The 25816-nt window shown below is 41.5% G+C and carries 21 protein-coding genes and 1 pseudogene; 14 read left to right on the top strand and 8 right to left on the bottom strand.

The window, feature by feature from the left end; translation table 11 throughout:
* The first annotated feature begins 16 nt into the window (after window positions 1–16).
* On the top strand, window positions 17–1261 hold the full coding sequence (locus EES38_RS09400; protein WP_124936921.1) for a carboxynorspermidine synthase: 1245 nt from the start codon (window positions 17–19) through the stop codon (window positions 1259–1261).
* An 80-nt stretch (window positions 1262–1341) separates the two neighbouring features.
* Window positions 1342–2475 carry a carboxynorspermidine decarboxylase gene (gene nspC / locus EES38_RS09405; protein WP_124936922.1) on the top strand — a complete coding sequence of 378 codons (1134 nt, stop codon included), beginning with the start codon at window positions 1342–1344 and terminating at the stop codon, window positions 2473–2475.
* Between the two features lie 63 nt (window positions 2476–2538).
* Here the strand turns inward: nspC and EES38_RS09410 are convergent, their stop codons facing one another.
* Together EES38_RS09410 and EES38_RS09415 are read right to left on the bottom strand one after the other, a co-directional pair.
* Window positions 2539–4152 (bottom strand): methyl-accepting chemotaxis protein, encoded by a 1614-nt coding sequence (locus EES38_RS09410; RefSeq protein ID WP_124936923.1) that lies wholly within the window; start codon window positions 4150–4152, stop codon window positions 2539–2541.
* Window positions 4153–4352: 200 nt separating this feature from the next.
* Window positions 4353–4868, bottom strand: a complete 516-nt coding sequence (locus tag EES38_RS09415; protein ID WP_124936924.1) for a glycine cleavage system transcriptional repressor — start codon at window positions 4866–4868, stop codon at window positions 4353–4355.
* 229 nt (window positions 4869–5097) lie between these two features.
* Here EES38_RS09415 and EES38_RS09420 point away from each other — a divergent pair, with 229 nt between their 5' ends.
* The gene (locus EES38_RS09420; protein ID WP_124936925.1) at window positions 5098–6336 is read left to right on the top strand and encodes a CinA family nicotinamide mononucleotide deamidase-related protein; all 1239 of its coding nucleotides are present in this window, start codon (window positions 5098–5100) and stop codon (window positions 6334–6336) included.
* A gap of 193 nt (window positions 6337–6529) precedes the next feature.
* Window positions 6530–6790 carry a 30S ribosomal protein S6 modification protein gene (locus tag EES38_RS09425; protein WP_124936926.1) on the top strand — a complete coding sequence of 87 codons (261 nt, stop codon included), beginning with the start codon at window positions 6530–6532 and terminating at the stop codon, window positions 6788–6790.
* A gap of 16 nt (window positions 6791–6806) precedes the next feature.
* On the opposite strand, the gene yfaE is transcribed toward EES38_RS09425, so the two are convergent.
* The 4 genes from yfaE to ubiG form a co-directional block, all read right to left on the bottom strand.
* A complete protein-coding gene (gene yfaE / locus EES38_RS09430) occupies window positions 6807–7085 on the bottom strand; it encodes a class I ribonucleotide reductase maintenance protein YfaE (protein WP_124936927.1) in 279 nt (92 codons plus the stop codon).
* Entirely contained in the window at window positions 7085–8218 is a 1134-nt protein-coding gene (nrdB, locus tag EES38_RS09435) for a class Ia ribonucleoside-diphosphate reductase subunit beta (protein ID WP_124936928.1), read from the bottom strand. Before nrdB ends, yfaE begins: the two co-directional genes overlap by 1 nt.
* 74 nt (window positions 8219–8292) lie before the next feature.
* Window positions 8293–10581, bottom strand: coding sequence for a class 1a ribonucleoside-diphosphate reductase subunit alpha (nrdA, locus tag EES38_RS09440; protein ID WP_124936929.1), 2289 nt, complete (start codon window positions 10579–10581; stop codon window positions 8293–8295).
* A gap of 439 nt (window positions 10582–11020) precedes the next feature.
* Window positions 11021–11731 (bottom strand): bifunctional 2-polyprenyl-6-hydroxyphenol methylase/3-demethylubiquinol 3-O-methyltransferase UbiG, encoded by a 711-nt coding sequence (gene ubiG, locus EES38_RS09445; RefSeq protein ID WP_124936930.1) that lies wholly within the window; start codon window positions 11729–11731, stop codon window positions 11021–11023.
* 283 nt (window positions 11732–12014) lie between these two features.
* Between ubiG and gyrA the strand changes: the two are divergent.
* The 8 genes and pseudogenes from gyrA to EES38_RS09485 all read left to right on the top strand — a co-directional run.
* Window positions 12015–14616, top strand: a pseudogene (gene gyrA / locus EES38_RS09450) (DNA topoisomerase (ATP-hydrolyzing) subunit A); the annotation flags it as partial.
* A 350-nt stretch (window positions 14617–14966) separates the two neighbouring features.
* Window positions 14967–15155, top strand: coding sequence for a hypothetical protein (locus EES38_RS09455; protein WP_124936932.1), 189 nt, complete (start codon window positions 14967–14969; stop codon window positions 15153–15155).
* Window positions 15156–15390: 235 nt separating this feature from the next.
* Window positions 15391–15987, top strand: a complete 597-nt coding sequence (locus tag EES38_RS09460) for a GTP cyclohydrolase II (RefSeq protein WP_124936933.1) — start codon at window positions 15391–15393, stop codon at window positions 15985–15987.
* 155 nt (window positions 15988–16142) lie between these two features.
* Window positions 16143–17405 (top strand): imelysin family protein, encoded by a 1263-nt coding sequence (locus EES38_RS09465; RefSeq protein ID WP_124936934.1) that lies wholly within the window; start codon window positions 16143–16145, stop codon window positions 17403–17405.
* Between the two features lie 105 nt (window positions 17406–17510).
* Window positions 17511–18896 carry a di-heme oxidoreductase family protein gene (locus tag EES38_RS09470; RefSeq protein ID WP_124936935.1) on the top strand — a complete coding sequence of 462 codons (1386 nt, stop codon included), beginning with the start codon at window positions 17511–17513 and terminating at the stop codon, window positions 18894–18896.
* Between the two features lie 9 nt (window positions 18897–18905).
* Window positions 18906–19946, top strand: coding sequence for an imelysin family protein (locus tag EES38_RS09475; protein WP_124936936.1), 1041 nt, complete (start codon window positions 18906–18908; stop codon window positions 19944–19946).
* Window positions 19927–21021, top strand: a complete 1095-nt coding sequence (locus EES38_RS09480; RefSeq protein WP_124936937.1) for a DUF1513 domain-containing protein — start codon at window positions 19927–19929, stop codon at window positions 21019–21021. Before EES38_RS09475 ends, EES38_RS09480 begins: the two co-directional genes overlap by 20 nt.
* Before the next feature lie 116 nt (window positions 21022–21137).
* The gene (locus EES38_RS09485) at window positions 21138–21794 is read left to right on the top strand and encodes an MBL fold metallo-hydrolase (RefSeq protein WP_124936938.1); all 657 of its coding nucleotides are present in this window, start codon (window positions 21138–21140) and stop codon (window positions 21792–21794) included.
* On the opposite strand, the gene EES38_RS09490 is transcribed toward EES38_RS09485, so the two are convergent.
* Window positions 21791–22468 carry a DUF2982 domain-containing protein gene (locus EES38_RS09490; RefSeq protein WP_124936939.1) on the bottom strand — a complete coding sequence of 226 codons (678 nt, stop codon included), beginning with the start codon at window positions 22466–22468 and terminating at the stop codon, window positions 21791–21793. The two genes, EES38_RS09485 and EES38_RS09490, sit on opposite strands and share 4 nt — an antisense overlap.
* A 204-nt stretch (window positions 22469–22672) precedes the next feature.
* Between EES38_RS09490 and EES38_RS09495 the strand changes: the two genes are divergently transcribed.
* Window positions 22673–23050, top strand: a complete 378-nt coding sequence (locus tag EES38_RS09495; protein ID WP_124936940.1) for a MarR family transcriptional regulator — start codon at window positions 22673–22675, stop codon at window positions 23048–23050.
* Between the two features lie 66 nt (window positions 23051–23116).
* Here the strand turns inward: EES38_RS09495 and EES38_RS09500 are convergent, their stop codons facing one another.
* Window positions 23117–23593 carry a MarR family winged helix-turn-helix transcriptional regulator gene (locus tag EES38_RS09500; protein ID WP_124936941.1) on the bottom strand — a complete coding sequence of 159 codons (477 nt, stop codon included), beginning with the start codon at window positions 23591–23593 and terminating at the stop codon, window positions 23117–23119.
* A gap of 533 nt (window positions 23594–24126) precedes the next feature.
* On the opposite strand from EES38_RS09500, the gene EES38_RS09505 reads away from it, so the two are divergent.
* The gene (locus EES38_RS09505; protein ID WP_124936942.1) at window positions 24127–25701 is read left to right on the top strand and encodes a BCCT family transporter; all 1575 of its coding nucleotides are present in this window, start codon (window positions 24127–24129) and stop codon (window positions 25699–25701) included.
* Window positions 25702–25816 lie beyond the last annotated feature (115 nt).

The following is a 25816-nucleotide window of genomic DNA, read 5'->3' on the forward strand; positions in this document are numbered from 1 at the left end:
AGGGTAACAAGAAAAAATGTCAATTCTACAAATTGGTGCAGGCGGTGTTGGTTGGGTTGCGGCTCATAAAGCGGCTCAAAACAACGACGTCCTGGGTGATATAACTATTGCGTCTCGCACCATTTCAAAATGCGAGAAAATCATTGAGTCAATTAAAGGTCGCAATAACCTGAAAGACTCTACCAAGAAGCTCGAAGCTCGTGCAGTAAATGCCGATGACGTAGATGCGTTAGTAGCTTTGATCAATGAAGTTAAGCCTGATCTCGTTATCAACGTAGGTCCTCCATGGGTGAATATGAACATCATGGAAGCTTGCTATCAGGCCAAAGTTTCATATCTTGATACTTCTGTTGCAGTTGACCTTTGTTCCGAAGGTCAACTTGTCCCTCAAGCTTATGATTGGCAGTGGGAATACAGAGATAAATTCAAGGAAGCAGGTATTACAGGGATATTGGGAGCAGGATTTGATCCAGGTGTAGTCAGCGTATTTGCTGCCTATGCGGTAAAACATCTGTTCGATGAGATAGATTCAATCGATGTGATGGATGTGAATGCTGGAGACCATGGTAAGAAATTTGCGACAAATTTTGATCCAGAGACAAACATGTTAGAAATCCAAGGTGACTCTTTTTACTGGGAAAAGGGTGATTGGAAGCGTGTTGGTTGCCATACTCGAATGCACGAGTTTGATTTTCCTGTCGTCGGCAAACATAAAGTTTATTCGATGGCACACGATGAAGTTCGCTCACTGAAAGAGTTCATCCCAGCGAAACGTATCGAGTTTTGGATGGGCTTTGGTGATCGTTATTTGAATTATTTCAACTGCATGCGTGATATTGGTTTATTGAGTCCAGACCCAATTACTTTACCTGATGGTCGTGAAGTCCAGCCTCTGCATGTGCTTAAAGCATTATTACCAGACCCAACGTCTTTAGCTCCTGGGTATAAAGGAAATACATGCATTGGTACATGGGTACAGGGCTTGAAAGACGGAAAAGCGAGAAGTGTTTTTATTTATAATATCGCCGACCACGAAGTCGCTTATGAGGATGTTGAGCATCAAGCGATCGCATATACTACGGGTGTTCCTGCGATTACTGCCGCTTTACAATACTTCAAAGGGCAATGGGCAGAGCATGGTGTCTTCAATATGGAGCAACTTGACCCGGATCCGTTCCTTGAAACAATGCCTTCTATTGGCTTAGGATGGGATTTTGAAGAGCTAGAACCTGGACAGCCAGATATTCAGATCCTGAAATAGTCACCTTTAGGTGAATCAATACAATCAAACAGCTGCTTGCCTTCGGCGCAGCTGTTTTCTTACTTAATGAGTCTCGAATTATGAACAAATCTGACTTAAAAACCCCATATTTCATGATCGATGAAGCCAGCCTGTTGCGCAATCTGGAAGTAGCAAAGCATCTGAAGGATATCTCTGGTGTAAAGCTTGTTCTGGCTCTCAAATGTTTTTCCACATGGGGCGTCTTTGACATTATCAAGCCTTATCTCGATGGTACTACTAGCTCTGGACCATTCGAAGTTAAATTGGGCTATGAGACGTTTGGTGGTGAAACGCACGCCTATAGCGTTGGATATAGTGAAGATGACGTCCGGGAAGTTGCCGATATTTGCGATAAAATGATCTTCAATTCCCAGTCTCAAATGGCCGCATATCGTCACATTGTTGAAGGCAAAGCGTCAATTGGTCTTCGTTTGAATCCTGGGGTGAGTTACGCTGGACAAGATCTAGCTAACCCAGCACGTAAATATTCTCGCCTGGGTGTTCAGACAGATCATATTGATGGAAGTATTTTCGATTCTATTGATGGCGTGATGTTCCACATGAACTGTGAGAACAAAGACCCGGACGCCTTTATTAATCTGCTTGACTCTATTTCAGATAATTTTGGTCACTTCCTTGATAAGCTCAGTTGGGTAAGTCTAGGTGGTGGAGTATTCTTTACATGGCCAGGTTATGATGTTGAGAAGTTGGGTGCGGCGTTAAAAGCGTTTGCCCAAAAACATAATGTGCAACTTTATCTTGAACCGGGTGAAGCGATTATTACTAAAACAGCGGATTTAGTGGTGACGGTCGTCGACATCGTAGAGAACGAGATAAAAACAGCCATCGTTGATTCTGCAACTGAAGCTCATCGTTTGGATACGTTGATCTATAATGAGCCAGCGTCTATCGGTGAAGCCAATGACAGTGGTGAGCACCAATACGTCATTGGGTCATGTTCTTGTTTAGCCGGCGATCAGTTTTGTGTTGCTAACTTTGAACAGCCATTAGAAGTAGGGCAAAAGCTGCATATCTTGGATAGTGCAGGTTACACAATGGTTAAACTCAACTGGTTTAATGGTTTGAGAATGCCATCTGTTTATTGTCAGCGTACTAATGGTGCTATTGAAAAGTTAAATGAGTTTGGTTACGAAGATTTCAAACGCACACTTTCTCAGTGGTCAGTGAAATAAGTCGAGTTAAATAACAAAAAAACCCATGGTGTTTTCACTATGGGGCTTTTTATCATCGTTAAATTAAAGCTTGAATGACGATAATTTTAAATCGAGTTGACGTGACATATCCGCCAACGTTTCACTTTCTTCTGCTAGGTGATTCGCTGCTTGAGACATTTCCAGAGCCGAATCATTGATTCCTGATACGTTTCTATTCATATCCTCGGCGACCATACTTTGTTCTTCTGCAGCCGTTGCAATCTGGGTCGATTTATCACTTACGTGTTGAATGTGATCAACAATCGAAGTTAAATCCGTACCGCAACTTTCAGCACATTGAACACTTTCGTAAGCGAGGTCTTGGGATTTTTGCATTGTAGACGCAGCACCAACAGCCAGTTGCTGAAGTTGGTTTATCGTACTTTGTATTTCTTCGGTAGATTGATTCGTTCTGCTTGCTAGGTTCCGAACTTCATCAGCAACAACCGCAAAGCCTCTACCTTGTTCTCCGGCACGAGCGGCTTCAATTGCAGCGTTTAGAGCCAACAGATTCGTTTGTTCCGAGATGCCGCTAATGACGTTGGTTACATCACTTATCTGCATTACGCCTTCTTTCAGTTTGTTTACCTGACTTACGGCCGCTTCTAACTCGACAGAAAGTGCTTTTATACTCGAAACGCTCGAGGCCACATCTTTATTACCCAACCCAACTTCGTTGGTGGCTTCGAGAGTGTCTCTTGCTGTTGATTCTGCGTGGTCTGCGACTTCAGAGACTGTTGCACTCATTTCATTCATGGCCGTGGCAAGTTGGTTCAGCTGGTCTCTTTGCGATGTGACTGCCTGGCTGGTTTCTTCTGCAGAAGCAGCGATTCGGGTCGCTGCATCTGATAGCATTCTTGCTGAGTGAACCGACTCATGTAATGCATCTCTTACAGAAGCGATACTTTTGTTGATTTGATCAGCTACGATTCCTATGTCATCTTTGCCTAAGACAGGAACTTTTGCTGTCAGATCACCTTTTGCTATTTTTGCCATCACTTCTTGAATTGAATTCAGAGGTTTTGTGACGGCTTTGGTAATAACAAAGCCTAAAATAACCATGACAGCGATGATGAGTAACGTGAACCCACCCATTTTTAATTGTTGGTTTAGAATTTCTGTTTGTATATCTTCAAGCAACATTCCTGAACCGATGATCCAACCCCATGAACCCTCTGTTTTAACAAACGTCATTTTGTCTGAGGGCTTGCCGTTAGTTCCTTTCCAAGGATAGATAACAACGCCACCTTTTGATTGAGAACCAATATCGATAATATCAAACCAAAATCCATCGACAGCATTGCGATTACTACCTGCAGCCATCTGTTGACCCACCAATCCTTGCTGAGTTCCATGCGCAAGCATGTAGCGATTGTTATTGACAGCGAATGTATAGTTATCGCCATCAAAACGAGTATTTTCTATCAGTGCCTTGGCTTTTTCTTTCGCCTCCGCTTCAGGATAGAGCTTCTTTAATGCGTTGATTTGACTGATTGTTGAATCTACTACTGCGGCGAGACGAGCTTCCTTTTCTTGCATTAGGTTTCTTTTTAAAGCGTTATCAGAAACGACTAAAAGAAGAATAAATCCGATTACGGAAACCACGATTAGGCTAGTCAGTTTTACACTGACCTTCATATTCCTTAGCATCAACATGACGTACCACCATTGGTTATAAGACGTTGTTTGTGACTATTACTTTTTGTTATCTAGTAATAAGTAATAGTCGATTACATAAATTTTTGTGTGTAAAGGTATGCTTTTATTCACATAAATAGATTTACAATATACTTATGCTTTTATTTATTGATTATTATGATTTTTGTAATTAATGAGAGCGGTCACATTTATTACTCCTAGCTCTCGATAATCACTCTCGTATCTTCACTGAGAGACTCTAATTCATTCACAACGTCCTTTATCGGCATGTTGTTCGGTAACTTTATAGTTAAATTTGCAGAAAATAAATTGGTATTGATTCCGTCTACGCCTGAAATGAAAATACGTTGACAATTCATATCGATAACACGAATTCTCTGATTATCTAAAAGGTGTGTTATTTCATTTACAATACCAAATCGATCTGTTGCGTCAAACCGCAAATGATACACATCCTGATGCTTGTTATCGTTTTCTTCTCCCGATGTAAACTCGACCGTAATTCCTTCATGTGAGCGAAAGCCGTCTTTAATCAATTGGCTGCTTTCTGATGGGGCTTGAACTTTGATTAAGCCCGCTACGTTTTCATCAATATAATTAATCTTACTGATGAGCCATTTTCCACCGTTATCATGCGTAATTGCCGCAAAACGTTTTATATCCTTGGGTGTAGCTATGCCAGTAAAACCAACGATAAATGTTTCTAACGTCATGATGTCACCTTTCAAAGCATGGTTTCCTATCGAAAGTTTAGTTCTGCAATTTGATAGTGATGGTGGGAAGCGGAGGTTTTTGCTATTTGGATCTTGTATTCGATAAGTTTCCAACCCAATTTTGCGACATATTTAAGGTTTTTGTTTTAATAGAAAACAGAAACGTTATGATTATAATCACTTACTCTGATATTGATTGTCTTCAGGACCGTATCTAACAGGATCTATTATGTTGAAAATCGCAATGCTCAGTACAGGAGAGGAAGTCCTGCACGGTGATATCGTGGATACAAACGCAGCCTGGCTATCGCGTTTATTCTTCGAAGAAGGTTTCGAGTTAACAAAGCGCTCTACAGTGGGAGATAGTGCAGCCAGACTTAGAGAAGAGCTAATTATGTTATCTCTTAATTCTGATATTGTCGTAGTTAATGGTGGACTTGGTCCAACAACGGATGATCTCACGACGCAAATAGCTGCTGAGATTACTGAGCAGGAGCTCGTTCTATCCCAATACTGGCTCGATACTTTGACGGAGTTTTTTGCCAAGCGCGGTAAAGAAGTGACTAAAGTGAATTTGAAACAGGCAATGCTACCGGAAAAAGCAACGTTACTTGATAATCCAATTGGTACAGCCTGCGGTTTTAAATTACGTATCAATGAATGTGAGTGCTATTTTACGCCGGGTGTCCCAAGTGAATTTAAGCGAATGGTAAAAGAGCAAATCATTCCTGATTTACAGCGTTCTTTTCCAAGTCATCAAGGTATGGATTGCCATAAAATATTCACACTTGGAAGTTCCGAATCAGAACTTGCCGAGCTTCTAGACCCGCTTGCCTTACCTGAAGGTTACATGCTCGGTTATCGATCTTATATCCCATTTATTGAAATTAAGCTGTTTGGTCCACGTGGTGATTCTGAGACAGCCTTTAAGGTTATTGAGAATATCTATAAACGGGTGGCTAAGTGGACGGTCAGTATTGATAAGACTATGCCTGAACAACTTGAATCGCTGTTAGCAGATAAAAAGTTGTGTTTTGCGCTAGCGGAGGAAAGCACATCAGGTTGGTTAGCGAATTATTTATCTAATAATGCCTATATTCACTCTTGTATTGGTAGTAGCTGGGTGTTGGGGCCTGCTGTTGTGCAGAACATGGCGGGAGAAGACTCTCTGGCGGCTTCTTTAGCATTAGCTGGTGCTACTCGTTCTAAAAGTCAGACAGATTTAGCTCTGGTTACTGGAAGACTTGAAGATGGACAATTCAGTTTGGCGTTGTCTGCACCTGAAGGGGAGTGGGGACAAATCTTAGAGTGCCGCCGTCAATTTTCGATAGAAGAAATGAAGATCATTATTGGTACAATTGCAACTGATATGCTACTCAGATACCTAAGCGGAAAACCCGTTATAGGTCAGTACAATATCGCGAAAGAAGTAAAAAAAATGCACCTTCCAGCGAAGGTTTTAAAATAATTCTTATCTAATCTTATGAAAATAAAGCATATTATTTTATGCTTTATTTTCTCATCTCATATGAGAAATTACTCTAACCTCTAACTCTCTGATTCAGAATTGATCTGCATTTTTCTCATTTAAGCGATGATCCATTACATGAAATTCAGTCTAATATAAAAGCTCACGGATCGTTGTGGCAGGAGGCGAATTGATGGAAACACATTCAAAGATTCTAGTTTGGTACCGGGTTGCGACTCAACGGATAGTATTAGGTGAGGCTCGTTTTACCGAAAATAATACACTTACATCATTGTGGGTGAACACACCCTCTATACTTGGGAATTTGGGAGACCCTGGGTTTGGGATATCTCTGATAGGTGACGACGGCAGAGAGATTGCAGACAAGGCAATCTCGATGTTAACTGCTGACACGCTACTTATTGATAATGCAGAAGCGGGATTGGTTCCTTAGTTCTGCATCACCATCTTTAAGCACGTTTTACTTTTTGTTTATAGTGAACTGAGTCTAACTCGATATCACCTTTTGCCCGGCATATACACGGCAGAACTTCGTTCTCCTGTGTATATGCCATAGCAAAACCAACGTATTCTACTTCTCCAGATACCAATCTACATTTACATGCTCCGCAATGTCCGTCGCGACAATGGTATTCCGCTTCCATTCCTGAATTTTCCATTGTTTCTAACAACGTGTTTGATGGGTTAGATTCAATGGAGATAACACCGTTGATTTTAATTTTTGACATTAGAGTTCGAAGTCCTCAAAGTCATCTGCGCTTACTTGAGTATCAATCTGTCCAACAAGATATGAGCTTATCTCTGCCTCTTGAGGAGCAACCTGAACGTTATCGGAAGATAACCAAGCGTTAATCCAAGGGATTGGATTGCTTGTTGCATTCGGATAGGCCGCTTCCAGACCAACAGCTTGCATACGAATATTAGTAATGTACTCGACATATTGGCACAAAATGTCTTTATTCAAACCAATCATTGAGCCGTCTTTAAATAGGTAAGATGCCCATTCTTTTTCTTGCTCTGCGGCTTCTTTGAATAAATCAAAACACTCTTGCTTACATTCTTCCGCGATCTGGATAAAGGTAAAATCATCCTGACCATTGCGTAGCAAGTTAATCATATGCTGTGTACCGGTGAGATGGAGTGCTTCATCACGAGCGATAAGCTTGATGATTTTTGCATTTCCTTCCATCAATTCACGTTCAGCAAAGGCAAAAGAGCAGGCAAAACTGACATAGAAACGAATAGCTTCCAACGCATTCACTGACATCAGGCAAAGGTAAAGCTGCTTTTTCAGCTTGTTTAGGCTGACTTCAACCGTTTCACCATTAATTTGATGTTTGCCTTCACCGTATCGATGATAGTCGTTAGTCAACTGAATAAGGTTATCGTAGAAATGAGCAATATCTTTTGCACGTTTAACGATGTGCTCGTTTTCAACGATATCATCAAATACCACCGCAGGATCATTCACGATATTACGAATAATATGCGTGTATGAGCGCGAGTGGATCGTTTCTGAAAATGACCATGTTTCGATCCACGTCTCAAGTTCTGGTAGAGACACTAAAGGAAGCAATGCTACGTTTGGACTGCGTCCTTGAATAGAATCGAGAAGAGTCTGGTACTTTAAGTTTGAGATGAAGATGTGTCTTTCGTGCTCTGGCAACTTGTTGTAATCGATACGATCGCTTGATACATCAACTTCTTCTGGACGCCAGAAGAAAGACAGTTGTTTTTCAATGAGCTTTTCAAAAATTTCATATTTCTGTTGGTCGTAACGTGCCACGTTAACTGGCTGTCCAAGAAACATGGGTTCTTTTAACTGATTATTTTTTTTCTGAGTGAATGTACTGTATGCCATGATCGCCTCAATTCTATTTTCCCCCTCTTTATTACGGAAGAAGGGGATACGTTATTCAAGTATTCTTTTTGCGGTTAGATCTTACATGCACCGCCAGCGCAATCGTCCTCGACTTCCACTACTGGAGCTGAGTCTTTTTGGTCGTCTTTCGCACCGTCACGAGTATTGTGATAATACAGTGTTTTAACGCCAAATTTATAGGCTGTCAGAAGATCTTTTAATAACTGCTTCATTGGTACTCGACCAGTATCAAAGCGTGTTGGGTCGTAGTTTGTATTTGCTGAAATGGCTTGGTCAACAAATTTTTGCATGACACCAACAAGGTGTAAGTAGCCATCGTTAGAACCAATGTTCCAAAGAAGTTCATAGTTATTCTTCAGCTCAGTAAACTCAGGTACAACTTGTTTTAAAATACCATCTTTAGATGCTTTTACTGACACGTAACCACGAGGTGGTTCGATACCATTCGTTGCATTCGAAATCTGTGATGAAGTCTCTGATGGCATAAGAGCTGTCAGAGTAGAGTTACGCAAACCAAACTCCATAATATCTTTGCGGAGTTGCTCCCAGTCGTAATGTAGGGGTTCATCGCATATTGCATCGATGTCTTTTTTGTACGTATCGGTTGGCATTAAGCCTTTTGCGTAATTTGTCTCATGGAACGATGGACAGCGGCCTTGCTCTTTAGCAAGATTCATTGACGCTTTTAACAGATAGTACTGCATCGCTTCAAACGTTCTGTGTGTTAGACCAATGGCACTGCCGTCAGAATATTTAACACCGTTCTTCGCAAGATAGTATGCGTAGTTGATAACACCAACGCCCAAAGTACGACGGTTCATTGTTGAACGACGAGCGGCCGGAAGAGGGTAGTCCTGATAATCAAGCAATGCATCTAAAGCGCGTACGACTAACTCAGATAGTTCTTCCAAATCATCGAGCGTTGTTATCGCACCTAGGTTAAATGCAGAGAGAGTACACAGAGCAATTTCACCCTGATCATCTTCTACATTTGATAGTGGTTTTGTTGGTAATGCAATTTCTAGACATAGGTTAGACTGACGCACTGGCGCTACAGTCGAATCAAATGGACTATGCGTATTACAGTGGTCAACGTTCTGAATATAGATACGGCCAGTTGATGCCCGTTCTTGCATGAGTAGAGAAAATAGCTCTACTGCTTTAACGGTTTCTTTACGAATTGAAGGATCGTTCTCATATTTTTCATACAGACGCTCGAATTCGTCTTGATCTTCGAAGAACGCATCGTATAACCCTGGAACATCCGAAGGTGAAAATAGCGTAATGTTACCGCCTTTAACTAAACGAGAGTACATCGTTCTGTTAAGCTGAACACCATAATCCATATGACGCACACGGTTTTCTTCAACACCACGGTTGTTTTTCAGAACCAAAAGTGATTGAGACTCTTTATGCCATAGTGGATAGAAGACAGTTGCCGCACCACCACGAACACCGCCTTGTGAGCAGCATTTTACCGCAGTCTGGAAATATTTATAGAAAGGGATACAACCTGTATGGAAGGCTTCCCCACCGCGGATTTCCGAACCAAGAGCTCTGATTCTACCTGCGTTGATACCGATACCAGCACGTTGAGAAACGTAACGCACAATCGAACTTGCTGTTGCATTGATCGAATCTAAGCTATCACCACACTCGATAAGAACACACGAACTGAATTGGCGTGTTGGCGTACGAACGCCAGACATAATTGGCGTCGGTAATGAAATCTTGAACGTTGATGTCGCATCATAAAAACGCTTGATGTAATCAAGGCGAGTTTCTGTCGGATATTTGGCGAAAAGACAGGCAGCAACAAGTATATAAAGGAACTGTGCACTTTCGTAAATTTGTCCTGTAACTCGGTTTTGAACGAAGTATTTACCTTCGAGCTGTTTCACCGCTGCATAGGAGAAATTTAAGTCACGAGTGTGATCGATGTAAGCGCCAAGTTCTAGCCATTCCTGCTCAGAATAATCGACTACTAAATGCTTATCGTATTTGCCCATTTCAACCAGCTTACGGACATGATCGATAAGAGTTGGTGGCTCATATTGGCCGTATGCTTTCTTACGAAGGTGAAATATAGCTAAACGAGCCGCTAGATATTGGTAATCTGGAGAATCTTCAGAGATAAGATCCGCTGCAGATTTGATAATAGTCTCATGGATATCGCTTGTCGTGATTCCATCATAAAACTGAATTTGTGAGCGTAGCTCAACTTGAGAGACGGAAACATTAGAGAGACCTTCTGCGGCCCATGCGATCACACGGTGGATCTTTTCGAGATCGATCTGCTCTTTACGTCCATCTCGTTTAGTGACTGTAAGTTGGTGGTTCATGCTGCTTAATTTCCCTTACAAACTGATTTTTAGTGCCGTTTGTCCTTCTTTAGCATTTTTTCTATGAAGTGCGGCTTTGTTTGGAATACTACATATTGAAGGGTAAACACAATATGTAGGGGGTGTAACGTTGTCGAGTTACAAGATAGAGCCAATCCGACATCATTGCAAGTTACAGATCTGGGACAGCTTGTGGATAAGTTAAAATTTAAAAAAATTCTGTTAGTGTCTACTCACCGACGAGTTTAGTTAGATAAAGACCAACTAATTTTTGGAATCAAAGATTGATGGAATCATAAACATGATCAAAAAAAAATAGCTTGATCTTTAGAAAAAAAATGAACCAAAAATGACGTTGATGAGAGAGTAATCGAATGCACAAATGCTGCTCATTTTTCGAAGATTTCTGCACCTATAAAGTGCAGAAATCACACGCTGTTTAAACGTTGTACTGAGTATGGATTATGTAATTCACATCGACGTTTTTACCGAGTCGATAGCTATCATTAAGCGGGTTATAATGAAGTCCTGTAATTCCTTGTTCCGTTAACGGAGTGTGGTCGACCATCTTCATTAACTCTGAGGGGCGAATGAACTTATTGTGATCATGAGTTCCTTTAGGCACAATTTTCATCACATGCTCAGCACCGACGATAGCGAACAAGTACGATTTGATATTTCTATTCAATGTCGAAAAGAACACATGGCCACCGGGCTTGACCAATTTGGCGCACGATTGAACAATCGACAGGGGATCGGGAACATGTTCTAGCATTTCCATACAGGTTACCACGTCATAGCTGTGAGGATTTTGTGCTGCATGGACTTCAATTGTTTCTTGGATGTAGTCGACTTTAACTCCAGACTCTAGTGCGTGTAATCTGGCCACTTCTAAGGGCTCTTTACCCATATCGAGTCCAGTCACTGTTGCCCCTTCTTTAGCCATTGATTCCGCAAGAATACCGCCACCACAGCCGACATCGAGCACTTTTTTCCCGAAAAGACCACCAACATTTTTTTGCACGTAATTCAGTCTCAGAGGATTAATTTGATGAAGAGGTTTGAATTCTCCTTGTAAATCCCACCAACGAGACGCCATGTCTTCGAATTTCTTAATCTCGTCAAGATCGACATTAATAGTGTCAGTCATTGTAAATACTCTTCTATTTTGCAGAACGCCCACTTACGAGCATCCTCATCTTTTTCGGTTAATCAGAGCATTATACTCAGAACAGCATTATTCACCACTGTGCATCAGACCGAGTATGAATAAAAAGCTAAGATTGAACATTTTGTAATCACTCAGCACAGAACGAGAGTAAGAACACAAGAAAACCTCATTTAAAGGAGTCCCCCAAATCAGAATTCTGTGTTATATTTTCGTACCTTATACGTATCAATATACGATCAAAATATAGAGGGATAATGGCTCTATGAGCGATCTAGCTAAAGAGATCACGCCCGTAAACATAGAAGAAGAGCTGAGAGGTTCTTACCTGGACTATGCGATGTCAGTCATCGTGGGTCGTGCTCTTCCTGATGTGCGTGATGGCCTAAAACCTGTACACCGTCGTGTTTTATTTGCGATGAACGTACTAGGTAATGATTGGAATAAACCTTATAAAAAATCAGCCCGTGTTGTGGGTGACGTTATCGGTAAATATCACCCGCATGGTGATAGCGCTGTTTACGATACCATTGTGCGTATGGCTCAGCCGTTCTCACTTCGTTACACGTTGGTAGATGGCCAAGGTAACTTTGGCTCAATAGATGGAGACTCTGCGGCGGCAATGCGTTATACGGAAGTACGTATGGCGAAGATTGCTCATGAATTGCTAGCGGATTTGGATAAAGAGACGGTTGATTATGTACCTAACTATGATGGTACTGAGCAAATTCCGGCAGTTCTACCAACCAAAATTCCTAATCTATTAGTTAATGGTTCATCTGGTATTGCGGTTGGTATGGCAACCAACATTCCACCTCATAACTTGGTGGAAGTTATTGATGGTTGTCTTGCTTATATCGAAAATGAAGACATCACCATAGATGAGCTTATTGAATACATTCCTGGTCCTGATTTCCCAACGGCAGCCTTAATTAGTGGTCGTAAGGGAATCATAGACGCTTATAAAACTGGGCGCGGTAAAATTTACATGCGTTCAAAAGCTGATATTGAAGCGGACAAACATGGTCGTGAAACGATTATTGTTACCGAAATTCCTTATCAGGTGAATAAAGCTCGCTTGATCGAAAAAATCGCTGAGCTAGTAAAAGACAAGAAAGTTGAAGGCATCAGTGCGCTTCGAGATGAGTCTGATAAAGACGGGATGCGCATCGTTATCGAGTGTAAGCGTGATGCTGTTGGTGAGGTTGTATTGAACAACCTGTATGCTCAGACTCAGCTACAGACAACATTCGGTATCAATATGGTTGCTCTTGATGGCGGTCAACCTAAGTTATTCAACATTAAAGATATGTTGAAGTGCTTCGTTGATCACCGTCGTGAAGTAGTAACCAGAAGAACTATTTACGAATTACGTAAAGCAAGAGATAGAGCGCATATCCTTGAAGGTTTAGCACTTGCTCTGGCTAATATCGATGAAATTATAGAGCTGATTCGTCAGGCCCAGACTCCTGCTGATGCGAAGCAAGGTCTTCTTGCTCGTGGTTGGGAATTAGGTAGTGTTGCTGCAATGCTCGATCGCGCTGGTGACGATGGCGCAGCAAGACCAGATTGGCTTGAACCTGAATATGGTATTCGCGATGGCTTATACTATCTAACAGAACAGCAGGCACAGGCTATTCTAGATCTTCGTCTGCACCGTCTGACTGGTTTAGAGCACGATAAGATCCTTGAGGAATACAAAGGCCTATTAGACGAAATCGCAGAGTTACTTCATATTCTTTCTAGTACAGAAAGACTGATGGAAGTGATTCGTGAAGAGCTAGAAATCGTTCGTAGTACTTACGGCGACACTCGTCGTACAGAAATAACAGCGGCGACTCACGATATCGATATGGAAGAGTTGATCGCGAAAGAAGATGTTGTTGTTACGTTATCCCATGAAGGCTACGTTAAGTACCAAATTCTAAGTGAATATGAGTCTCAACGTCGTGGTGGTAAAGGTAAGAGTGCCACTAAGATGAAAGATGAAGATTTCATCGAGAAGTTATTGGTTGCAAATACTCATGACAATATTCTGTGTTTTTCCACTCGTGGTAAAACATATCGTCTGAAAGTATATCAATTGCCACACGCAACGCGTACTGCGCGAGGCAAGCCCATTGTCAACATTCTTCCTTTAGAAGCGAATGAACGTATTACTGCGATATTACCTGTTTCTGAGTATTCGTCAGATAAGTTTATTTTGATGGCAACTGCTGACGGTACCGTGAAGAAAACGTCATTAGATCAGTTCTCTAATGTTCGCTCTAATGGCCTGATCGCAGTGAATCTGCGTGAAGATGATGAGCTGATCGGTGTCGATATTACGAATGGCGAAAATAGCATCATGCTGTTCTCCAAATTTGGTAAAGTGGTCAGATTTAAAGAAGCTGAAGAGATCCCAGCTCTTGATGAGAATGGCAACCAAAAACTTGATGAAGATGGTAATCCAATTATTAACTTCAAAGGTGTCCGTCCAATGGGACGTACAGCATCAGGTGTTCGGGGAATGAAACTTGCCGACGGTGATAAGGTGGTTTCACTTATTGTTCCACGTACAGACGGTGATATTCTAACCGTAACTCAAAATGGTTATGGTAAACGAACCATTATTTCTGAATATCCAGAAAAAGGCCGAGCAACGCAGGGTGTCGTTTCAATTAAAGTATCAGAGCGTAACGGTCAGGTTGTCGGTGCTGTACAGGCTGTCGAAGGTGATGAGTTTATGATGATCACTGATGCAGGCACACTAGTGAGAACACGTGTTTCTGAAGTTAGTCAAGTTGGACGAAACACTCAAGGTGTTACTCTAATTAAGACAGCGGAAGATGAGCATGTCGTTGGACTTCAACGTATCGAAGAAGTTGATGAAGAAGACATTGTTGATTCGGCTGAATCTGATGAAGTGGTTGCGGATAGCCCACAATCAGATGAGCCTACATCAAGCTCAGATGATTCATCTGGTGAGTCAGAAGACTAAAACTAAACATTAATGTGATTTAATGTTAAAAGGTCGGTTATATAATCGGCCTTTTTTATTTCGATCTAATTATTGATCAACTTATTGAACTTAAAAGATCTTTTATTTCAAGGCGTATCTAACAAATACCTTCCCATTAAAATGTGATATTGCTCCATATTTTTCATAATTTTACAGACAATTGATGAGAAAATGATAATATTTTTATACGTTTAGCCGAAAGATTGGATGTGAGCGGTGACTGTAACAGCGACGAAACTTAAAGAAGATTTTTATCGTCAAATTGAACCCATTGACCTCAAGCCCAGTACAGGAAATGGTTCAGTTTGTAAAGCAACAGTGTCTTTTCTCACGGAAGAAGAAATTCGTTCTCTCGCTAAAGTATGGGTTGAACTTGTGTTGTGGCAACAGAAACAGTCGCGATAAAAAACCTTCCGCAAAGCAGATTCTTTTATTTAATGAACCCAGTTGTTGAGTAAAACACTGGGTTTTTTGTTGCTGTTTTCTGATATTGTTATATTATAACAAGTTAATTTAATGCCCAAAATCGTTTTCAAATATCTTTCTCATTGTAAAATGACTCATCTCGGTGTATTAAACATATCAAATGATAGTGAATCTCCAACTATCTTAGAAATAATGAAAGTAAGTGAGAAACAATATGGCGGAAGTACGTGCCAGGGTCGACCTTAAAGTCGGCGCAAAAAGCAACATAGATGCAGAAATATTATCTTTTCAAGGTTTAAAAACAGATAAAGAGCACGTAGCGATTATCTTTAAATCGGCCGATAAGACTCAGTCTGTTCCATTAGTTCGTATGCACTCTGAATGTTTAACCGGAGATGTGTTTCACTCTTCACGCTGTGACTGTGGAGAACAGCTGGAAGAAACCATTAATAAGATGGGTAAAGAAGGTGGCATTATTCTCTATCTTCGCCAAGAAGGTCGTGGTATCGGTTTGTACAATAAAATCGATGCGTATAAGCTTCAGAGTGAAGGGCTAGATACATACGAGGCTAATAATCGTTTGGGATTTGCTGACGACTTGCGCGATTTTTATGAAGCAGCACAGATGCTTGATGCATTAGGTATTAATCACATCCGATTAATCACAAATAATCCCAAGAAAGTAAAAGAGCTTAAAGAGTTTGGCATAGAGATCGATGAGGTTGTTAACACGGCTGCGCATATCAAACACGGTAATGAAAACTACTTGAAAGCGAAAGTCTGTCATGGACATCATAACCTCAAATTATAGCGTCTTACCATTTATTAAAATGATGTAAAACCTCACATATGTGGGGTTTTTTTATATTTGGCTATTGAAAAATTTACGTATCTTTGTATGATTCATAAAACAAATGATAACTATTAACATTATTAGTAAAGTTTAGTAAACAAGGATGCCTTTCCATGAAATTTAAATCCGCATTAATCGCGGCCTTAGTTGCTGGCGCGACATTGTCATCTACCTCTGTGTACTCCGCTGACGTAACTAAACAGCAAGTTGTTGAAAACTACGCGACTATCGCCCATGCTGTCTTTGAAGATTCGCTGATTACTGCAACAGCACTTCAGCAGTCAATTAACGCATTTCTAGCCGCTCCGTCGAAAGATACGTTAGAGGCAACTAAAAAAGCGTGGCTTGCAGCTCGAGTTCCGTACCAACAGTCGGAAGTGTTTCGTTTTGGTAATGCTGTGGTTGATGATTGGGAAGGGCAACTAAATGCTTGGCCTCTGGATGAAGGTCTGATCGACTACGTTTCTTCTGATTATCAACACGAATTGGGTAACGCAGGCGCTACAGCAAACATCATTTCTAATACCTCAATAAAGATTGGTTCTTCAACCATCGATACGGCAAAGATCACTCCTGAGCTAATAGCGAGTTTAAATGAACTGGGTGGGTCAGAGGCAAACGTTGCTTCTGGCTATCACGCAATTGAGTTTCTATTGTGGGGACAAGATTTAAACGGTACAAATCCAGGTGCAGGCGAACGCCCATACACTGACTATGTTACAGGGTCGCAGTGTACTAACGGTCACTGTGATCGTCGTGGACAATACCTTAAAGCCGCCGCAGAATTACTTGTTTCTGATTTAGCATGGATGGAGCAGCAGTGGGCTGAAGGCGTAAAAGGCAACTATCGTGAAACATTATTAAGCGACAACGCTGAGAACGGCTTGCGTAAAATGTTGTTTGGTATGGGGTCGCTATCTTTAGGTGAATTAGCTGGCGAGCGCATGAAGGTAGCTCTAGAAGCAAATTCTACTGAAGACGAGCACGATTGTTTCTCTGACAATACTCATAATTCACACTATTTCAATGAACAAGGCATCTACAATGTTTACACGGGCTCTTACTCACGTGTGAATGGAACATTAGTTTCTGGCGCAAGTATCAATAATTTGGTTGCACAATCTAATAAGAGTGCGGCGAACGATATCCAAAATCAGTTTGATGTGACTCGTTCTGAAGTCGGTGAATTAGTTAAATCGGCTGAGGAAAAGCATGTGTACTTTGACCAGTTAATTGCATCCGACAATACTGCGGGTAATCAGCTAGTCACAGGTGCTATTCAGGCATTGGTTAAACAGACGGCGGCCATTGAACAGGCTGCTAAGATTATTGGTATCGATAATCTAAACCCTGATACGGCGGATCACGAGTTTTAATCAGTATTAATACCCAAATACTGACTTTTAAATTAACCCAATACCGGCAGTCCATGATGGACTTGAGGTATTGGGTTGTTGTGTTTTTAGTAAAACAGAATTGCCATGAATAAAGTGACACATTTTTTTCTTGCTGGGCTGTTCGTGTCGTTCTCAACTTATGCAGATGATTTTCTGTCTGGTGGAGATACAACAATAGTCAAATCGGGACCTTATGCATTCTCGCAGCCTGCAAGCAATCTCCCTCTCGCTGAGAAACTGGATTTTAGTGTCGGTAATAGTTTCTTTCGTAATCCTTGGGTACCCGCTCCTTCATCGACAACGGCACGAGATGGTTTGGGACCATTGTTTAATACAAATGGTTGCCAAAACTGCCATATTAAAGATGGGAGAGGTCACGCTCCAAAAGACAACAACGATCTGGCCGTTTCTATGCTCGTAAGGATGAGTGTGCCCGTAATGAATGAAGCCGATCGTCGTCTTTATGCTAAGCTTGGCGTTGTCCCTGAACCTAATTATGGCGATCAGCTACAAGATTTCGCAGTAGCAAACCAAGTTCCTGAAGGTAGGGTTCATATCACGTATTCGAAAGTTCCAATCACGTTATCTGATGGAGAAATCGTAAGCTTACGTAAGCCAACGGTGACAATCATTGATCTAGGATACGGTCCTTTACACCCCCAAACGATGCTTTCGGCTCGAATTGCGCCGCCAATGATTGGATTAGGTTTGCTAGAGGCGATACCCGAAGAGACGTTGCGTTCATTCTCTGATCCCGATGATAAGGATGGCGATGGAATATCGGGTAAATTGAATCGGGTATGGAATTTTAAAACTAGACAATATCAAGTTGGCCGTTTTGGATGGAAAGCTGGGCAGCCTACATTGATGCAACAAAATGCGGCAGCGTTTAGTGGCGATGTGGGGTTAACATCTACGTTGTTTCCAAACCAAAACTGCAGCCAAACGCAGGGTATATGTACTGAGCTACCTCATGGTGGAGAACCTGAAGTAAGTGACAGAATTATGCGCTTCATCGAATTCTATAGTCAGCATCTGGCCGTTCCGTCACGTCGAAATATTGAAAGTAAGTCTGTTATACTTGGGAAAAATATCTTTAATGATGCGGGGTGCTCAGCGTGCCATCGTTCGAATATCAAAACTGGCAATGTGAAGGATAGGCCCGCGTTGTCGAATCAAGTGATTCACCCATATACGGATTTACTCTTACATGATATGGGGGACGGTCTGTCTGACCATAGACCAGAAGCCGAGGCATCTGGTTCTGAATGGCGCACACCACCGCTTTGGGGAATCGGCTATACAAAAGAAGTAAGTCAAATAGAAAATTATTTGCACGATGGACGTGCAAGAACGTTGCTTGAGGCAATTCTGTGGCATGGTGGTGAGGCGGAACCTGCGAAGCAGGCATTTATTCAATTATCCAAGAAAGAGCGGGATGCTCTGATTGATTTTTTAAACTCTCTTTAATGAGGCTCTATGAAACAGATTAATATCGCCGCTTTAGGACTGATAACGGTAGGGTTGATGGGATGTCAATCAATTACGTCATCATCAGGAGAGGTTCAAGCACAGAAAACGAACCATGAAAGTCAGCATGTTTACGAGCTGGAGTTCCTTGCTGCTAATAATTTAATGCGAAAGAGCCAGATCCTAAATGAGCAGGTAAGTGAATTTTGCTCTAATTCACTATCACTACAGGAATTACAAAACCAGTGGATGGATACGATGCAATCATGGATGGCATTACAAGGTCAGGAACGTGGACCCGCTGATGCCTTAAAGCAAAGTTGGAATATACAGTTTTGGCCTGATAAGAAAAATACCACTGGTCGTAAAATGACTCAGTTGCTAGAACAAGAAACGGTGACGCTTGAGGATGTAGAGAAAGGTAGTGTAACGATTCAAGGGCTAAGCGCTTTGGAGTGGCTACTATTCGATAACTTATCGCCACTAATGAATAATAAATATGCATCTGGTTGCATTGTGATGCCCCTTATCAGTGAAAATTTAGCGAATAACACCGAGAATGTGACAAACGCTTGGAAAGAAAACCCTTGGAGACAGTTAGATCATGCTGGATGGCTATCTGAATATGTCTCTCTTCTTTCAAATCAGCTTGAATTTTCTCTCTCTAAGTTAGTACGCCCAATGGCTAACATTGGAAAACCACGTCCATATTTTGCCGAATCTTGGCGTTCAAAAATGTCATTAGCCAATATGAAGTCCAATGTAAAAGCAATCCGAACATTGTATATTGCTGATGGCTATGGTCTCGATAGTTTATTGAGAGCCAAAGGGTATGATGATGTTGCGGATAGAACCCTATCGCAACTTGATAACTTGATATCTTCTTGGCCCGAATCCAATGACCTGTTCGATTCATTACAAACGAAAGCAGGATACAGGCAAGCGTTACTGTTACGAAACAAACTCGAACAACTTAAATACCTAATGCACGATGAGGTTTCCGTTGCTCTGGGCGTCACAGTGGGGTTCAATGCAACTGATGGTGACTGATAATACCCGACGTGATTTACTTAAATTGGCTTTGGCGGGAATGACGGTTCCGCTACTGCCGTTCGGTTGTACTTCTGCTCAGGATACAAAAACTTCACCCGCATTAATTGGCTGTTCGATAGGCCGGAACCGGAAATACTACATGGTTGTTGCAAACCAAGACGGTATCCCGATTCATCAAGTCTTACTTCCTGCACGGGGGCATGGGGTTGCTATTTCGCCAATTAGTCAACATGCAGTCGCGTTCGGGCGGCGTCCTGGAACCTTTATGATGGTCATTGACTATGTATCTGGAAAGGCATTGACGTTATTGCCGAGCAAGCCAGATAGACACTTTTATGGGCATGGTGTCTATTCGCATGATGGGCAGTGGTTATATACGACAGAAGGCGTTAAAGGAACATCTGAAGGTATTGTTGGCGTTTATGATACGTTTTCGCGCTATAAAAAAGTGGATGAGTTTCGTGGCTTTGGTATCGGTCCACACGAAATTATCTTAAAAGCTGATGGCACCCTTGTCGTCGGTGTCGGAGGTGTAGACACGGATGGTAGAACGCCAAAAAATATCGCAACAATGAAGCCATCCTTAACCTATCTTTCCTCGACTGGTTTCGTGTTAGAGCAAGTGTCACTAAGTGATCATCATCTTAGTATTCGACACTTAGCTCATGATGGAAATGAAACAGTGCTCTGTGGACAGCAGTATAGGGGAGAGCCTGATAGTTACCCATCTCTCATTGCTATGCATCAGCCGGGTAAACCAATGCTCTCTTTGAGAGCTGAGCCGGAGGAGTGGGCGCGTTTTCATCATTACATCGCTAGTATCGCAGCAAATGAGAAGTGGATTCTCGCGACGTCCCCTCCTGGGAGCTGTTATGGAATTTGGTCAAAGACTTCTGGGGAGTTAGTTGAACTTGCGTCATTACCAGATGCATCTGGAGTTGTCGTCCATGATGATGCGTTCTTGATCAGTTCAGGCTCTGCAAATGTTGTAACCCACCATTATCCGGAAAAACCTAGATATCGTTCAGTAAATGTACAATGGGATAATCATTGGTCTGCCATTGCAACATGATTCTGTTAGGTTTTCGTTAAACTTCTATCCATTTCCTTACAGAATATGTTGAATCTCTTGTCATAAAATGAGAGCAATGTCATAGTATTCCTATTGGTTTATTAACAAGGTTGCTTATGTCTCTCAAATATAAAGTAGTTCCTGTTACGTCTTTCTCGCAGAACTGCTCGATCGTTTGGTGCGATGATACGAGTCAGGGAATTGTTATCGACCCCGGTGGTGATGCGAAAGAGCTATATGATCTCATTTGTGAATTAGGGATCACGGTTACTCAGCTTGTTCTCACTCATGGTCATTTGGACCATGTTGGAGGAACGGAGGAGTTAGCTGGCTACTTGAGTAGTCCAAGAGTTGTTGGGCCTCATAAAGAAGATCTTTTCTGGCTACAAGGTTTGGAAAGTCAAAGCCAAATGTTTGGTTTCCCTTTAACAAAATCATTTGAACCGACTCAATGGCTAGATGAGGGTGACGTTGTCACTTTTGGCAAGCAGGCTTTACAGGTCATTCACACTCCTGGTCATACACCGGGCCATGTAACACTTTATAGTGATGAGGCTAAATTGGCGTTCGTTGGTGATGTACTTTTCAATGGCAGTATTGGACGAACAGATTTTCCCAAAGGGGATTTTAATACTCTCATTGGTTCCATTAAGAACAAGCTGTGGCCATTGGGGAATGATGTGACCTTTATCCCTGGACATGGTCCTTCGTCGACTTTTGGTAAAGAGCGAGTAAGTAATCCATTTGTCGCTGATGAAATGCCTTTATATTAATAAAGTGTTCTATCTGGCTCAGCAGCCGCCAGAAAGCGTCTGCTGAGTCCAACGAATTCGTCGCCTTTACGGTCTAAATCTGCAACGGATATAAAAATGTCGTAACCGTGATATTGACGTTGGTACTTCATTCGATTAGCTAGCATCGCAAGTAAACCTTTATAACGCTTGCCATCTTCCGCAACAAACGTTGTAGGATCGAGCACAATATCTTCAAACTTAGTCGCACTTCCGCTTTGTTTCATCCCTAAATAAAGCAGCCCTCTCTGAGAAAGTAACAATTCACTGATAATCCTTGGGCAAATACTGTTTAAAAATGGAGAGTAATGCTTTAGCCGGATACCGATCCAAGGTAGGGGTTGATGCCAGCCCTGGTTCTGATATGTGCAGATATCAATGCGACTAATATTATTCCACTTGACGACCCAGCCACCTTTAAACAGATGTTGTTGGAAATGAGTAGGTGTAAGCGTATATCTTACCTGGCTTTTCATAACCAACCAGTAAGTAAACAATCCGAATGCCGACAGTATTACAGTGAAAAACACAGCTAGAGTAAACGTGGCGGCAAACATGACTACTGAAAGCGAGATGATCGTGTATAAAAGCAGGATGATCTGTATGCGTCTACTTTTAGGATCGAACTCGAAATTTGCGACGTGAACCGTTTTCATCAATCACTCCTGAAAGTAATAATATTATCAATATAGTATAGTATCGATATTAAACTATATTGATTATTTCTTGCACAGTTGCTGTCATAATGGGGCTTTTTCACCGCAATTATCGGCAATAGGCTACAAATCGCTCCCGAATTTTGATATAAAACGCGCTTTCAAATTAACACTGCGCTTAGCAGTAACACGGAGACACATTGAATGAGACTAGCTCACAAGCGTAAGGTACAGAAGAAATTACAAAAGCGAATCCAAGCGATGAGAGTTACTTTAGCTCGCTCAGAATCGCAAGTAAACTCTCCAGTTAAGTCTGTTGTTATCGCACAGCCTCAAAAAGTGGAATCTGTATCTAAAACAGTATCAAAAGATGTCGCGTTAACTCCTAAGCAGCAACAGGTGCTCGATATAGTCGCTCGTTTCTCTGACGGCATAAATCCTAAATCAATTGGATTAGAAGCCGGACAGGATGATTCAAAAGCGGCATCTTGGGCGACCGGTGCATTGAAAAAGCTTCTAGACGAAAATCTAGTAGAGAAAGTGCAGTTAGCAGGAAACAAAGTCCTGTATAAATCACTTTAAGTTACTATAAAAAAACCTCCCACTCAGGAGGTTTTTTTATATCTGAAGAGAGTGAATCAAATCATATTACTCGGAGTGGGCAATATTCCCAATCTCTAGCATTGGAGCAACGTCATAGTTGTCAGCGTTCATCATACCTGATAAGCGTTGTACAGAAGACAAGATAAGGCTTTGTTCCCAATCCTCAAGTTGTTGAAACTGAGTTACAAATTCTTCTTGCAAAGGTTGGGGAGCCCTGTTTAATAGTTCTTCACCAGACTCAGTTAAGTGTGCGTGTACTTTTCTTTTGTCGTTAACACTTCTCACTCTGGTCACATATCCATTTCTTTCGAGGCGATCGAGAATGGTCGTTGCAGTTGCTTGGCTCATATTGGTATGACTAGACAGCTCTCTAATTGTCACTTCACCGAGTTCTTTAATCGAGCGCATTAGAATTAGCTGCGGGCCAGTTAGGCCAGCAACCTTACTAAGTCTTTTGGAGTGTAAATCAATTGCTCTGATTATCTGGCGGATTGAAACCAGCACTTCTTCATGTTTTTCCAAAATCAAAATCCAAGCTGAGGTTAACAAATTAATACGCGGACATTACCTCAGATAACGTAAGAATGAAAGCATTGACGTCATTCTTTTTTTTACTGTTCGAGTAATGGTCGGTCTTGGTGAAAGACGAGATTAAAATATTTGAGTACAAATGAATATTCTATACTAATGTGAAGGTTTCGGTTGAAGAAAACGATGCCCTTAATTTCGAAACATAGTAGTCGAGCCTTTGTATATTAAATCAACCTCATATCTAAACAGTGTAAGGTAGTAATTAACGACTGTAAAACATTTGAGTACAAATTAAAGTAATGTTTTTCAAGAATGTTAAAGTTGGTGAAACAATCGCCTTAAATTGCCTTTATCTGTGATTTTTGTCCGCTAAATTGGACTTTTAAGGAAATTTTGTGTAAATTTAAGCGGTTTTTAATAAGATAATTTTCTATGTGTACTAATTAATTGGATGTCGAATTTTTCTAATTAGTTATAGTACGTTTCAATAAATGATTGTTAACCTAATCGACTAGAGAGGGGATATGACCAAAGGTATAGATAAATACAGTATTGATAATACTGATTACACCGTTGGCCAAGATAATGTTCAGAAATGGGGTTTTGATGTTCATAATCCTGTTTTTGGTATCAGTGCTGGCTTAATTCTGATCTTTTTGATCGCGACACTTGTTACCGACCCAGCAACAGCAAAGGGGGTATTAGACGGAATTAAGTGGAGTATCATTGGCAATTTTGACTGGCTGTTTATTGACGCTGGTAACATTTTTGTTATTTTCTGTTTGGTACTCATCATCACCCCATATGGGAGAATCCGTTTGGGAGGGCAAGATGCAACCGCTGACTACTCATTTATGTCTTGGTTGGCTATGTTATTTGCTGCCGGTATGGGTATTGGTCTTATGTTCTGGAGTGTTGCGGAACCTGTTGCGTACTTAACAGGCTGGTATGAGACACCACTTGGTGTTACGCCAAATACTCCCGAAGCTGCTCGTCTCGCTCTCGGTGCGACGATGTACCACTGGGGTCTGCACCCTTGGGCTATTTACGGTGTAGTGGCGTTATCACTAGCGTTTTTCTGTTACAACAAAGGCTTACCATTATCTATACGCTCAATTTTCTATCCAATTCTGGGTGATAGAGCTTGGGGATGGCCTGGACACATCGTTGATATTTTAGCGGTTGTTGCGACACTATTTGGTCTAGCGACATCATTAGGTATGGGCGCTCAGCAAGCTGCAAGTGGTATTCACCATGTCTTTGGCATTGATTCAGGTTTGACACTACAAATGTGTGTCATTGTTGGCGTTACGTTACTTGCGATCGTATCAGTAGTTCGTGGTATTGATGGTGGGGTAAAAGTCATCTCAAACATCAACATGGTAATCGCACTGATTCTTTTAGTAGCTGTTGCATTTATCGGTTATTCAGTAACGTTCAGCTCTATTCCAACAACATTGATGGCATACATCGAAAATATTCTTCCTCTAAGTAATCCCTACGGACGTACAGATGAAGCATGGTTCCAAGGTTGGACTGTATTCTACTGGGCATGGTGGATTTCATGGTCACCATTTGTGGGTATGTTTATTGCTCGCGTATCTCGCGGTAGAACAGTACGTGAATTCCTGATTGCTGTGTTAATTGTTCCAACGCTAGTTACACTAGTCTGGATGTCAGTATTCGGTGGTATGGCAATAGACCAGGTAGTCAACAAAGTTGGTGAGCTGGGAGCAAACGGCTTAACTGAAGTCTCTCTAGCGATGTTCCAGATGTTTGATGTTATTCCATACGGGAAAGTGCTCTCTCTTGTCGGTGTTGTGTTAGTTCTGGTCTTCTTTATCACGTCTTCAGATTCTGGTTCTTTGGTTATTGATAGTATCACTGCGGGTGGTAAAGTTGATGCACCAGTACCGCAAAGAATATTCTGGGCTTCTATTGAAGGGGCAATTGCAATGGCATTGCTCTGGGTAGGTGGTACTGAGTCGGTTCAAGCTCTTCAGGCTGGTGCTATCTCTACTGCATTACCATTTACAGTTATCCTCCTTCTAATGTGTATAAGCTTAATTAAAGGCATGAGCACAGAAGATTATCGCTGATAGTTTACTGCGCAATTATTAATCAAAAACCAGCCGTGCGGCTGGTTTTTTTGTTATTTAAATTACAGTTAGTTCAACAAATAACCTCTTCGACAGAATTACGTCGCCCTCTTTG

Source organism: Vibrio viridaestus, assembly GCF_003856525.1.
GTDB lineage: Bacteria > Pseudomonadota > Gammaproteobacteria > Enterobacterales > Vibrionaceae > Vibrio > Vibrio viridaestus.

Coding starts and splice junctions, on each gene's coding strand:
- EES38_RS09400 (WP_124936921.1), top strand. CDS start 17: ATGTCAATTCTACAAATTGGTGCAGGCGGTGTTGGTTGGGTTGCGGCT.
- nspC (WP_124936922.1), top strand. CDS start 1,342: ATGAACAAATCTGACTTAAAAACCCCATATTTCATGATCGATGAAGCC.
- EES38_RS09410 (WP_124936923.1), bottom strand. CDS start 4,152: ATGTTGATGCTAAGGAATATGAAGGTCAGTGTAAAACTGACTAGCCTA.
- EES38_RS09415 (WP_124936924.1), bottom strand. CDS start 4,868: ATGACGTTAGAAACATTTATCGTTGGTTTTACTGGCATAGCTACACCC.
- EES38_RS09420 (WP_124936925.1), top strand. CDS start 5,098: ATGTTGAAAATCGCAATGCTCAGTACAGGAGAGGAAGTCCTGCACGGT.
- EES38_RS09425 (WP_124936926.1), top strand. CDS start 6,530: ATGGAAACACATTCAAAGATTCTAGTTTGGTACCGGGTTGCGACTCAA.
- yfaE (WP_124936927.1), bottom strand. CDS start 7,085: ATGTCAAAAATTAAAATCAACGGTGTTATCTCCATTGAATCTAACCCA.
- nrdB (WP_124936928.1), bottom strand. CDS start 8,218: ATGGCATACAGTACATTCACTCAGAAAAAAAATAATCAGTTAAAAGAA.
- nrdA (WP_124936929.1), bottom strand. CDS start 10,581: ATGAACCACCAACTTACAGTCACTAAACGAGATGGACGTAAAGAGCAG.
- ubiG (WP_124936930.1), bottom strand. CDS start 11,731: ATGACTGACACTATTAATGTCGATCTTGACGAGATTAAGAAATTCGAA.
- EES38_RS09460 (WP_124936933.1), top strand. CDS start 15,391: ATGGCGGAAGTACGTGCCAGGGTCGACCTTAAAGTCGGCGCAAAAAGC.
- EES38_RS09465 (WP_124936934.1), top strand. CDS start 16,143: ATGAAATTTAAATCCGCATTAATCGCGGCCTTAGTTGCTGGCGCGACA.
- EES38_RS09470 (WP_124936935.1), top strand. CDS start 17,511: ATGAATAAAGTGACACATTTTTTTCTTGCTGGGCTGTTCGTGTCGTTC.
- EES38_RS09475 (WP_124936936.1), top strand. CDS start 18,906: ATGAAACAGATTAATATCGCCGCTTTAGGACTGATAACGGTAGGGTTG.
- EES38_RS09480 (WP_124936937.1), top strand. CDS start 19,927: ATGCAACTGATGGTGACTGATAATACCCGACGTGATTTACTTAAATTG.
- EES38_RS09485 (WP_124936938.1), top strand. CDS start 21,138: ATGTCTCTCAAATATAAAGTAGTTCCTGTTACGTCTTTCTCGCAGAAC.
- EES38_RS09490 (WP_124936939.1), bottom strand. CDS start 22,468: ATGAAAACGGTTCACGTCGCAAATTTCGAGTTCGATCCTAAAAGTAGA.
- EES38_RS09495 (WP_124936940.1), top strand. CDS start 22,673: ATGAGACTAGCTCACAAGCGTAAGGTACAGAAGAAATTACAAAAGCGA.
- EES38_RS09505 (WP_124936942.1), top strand. CDS start 24,127: ATGACCAAAGGTATAGATAAATACAGTATTGATAATACTGATTACACC.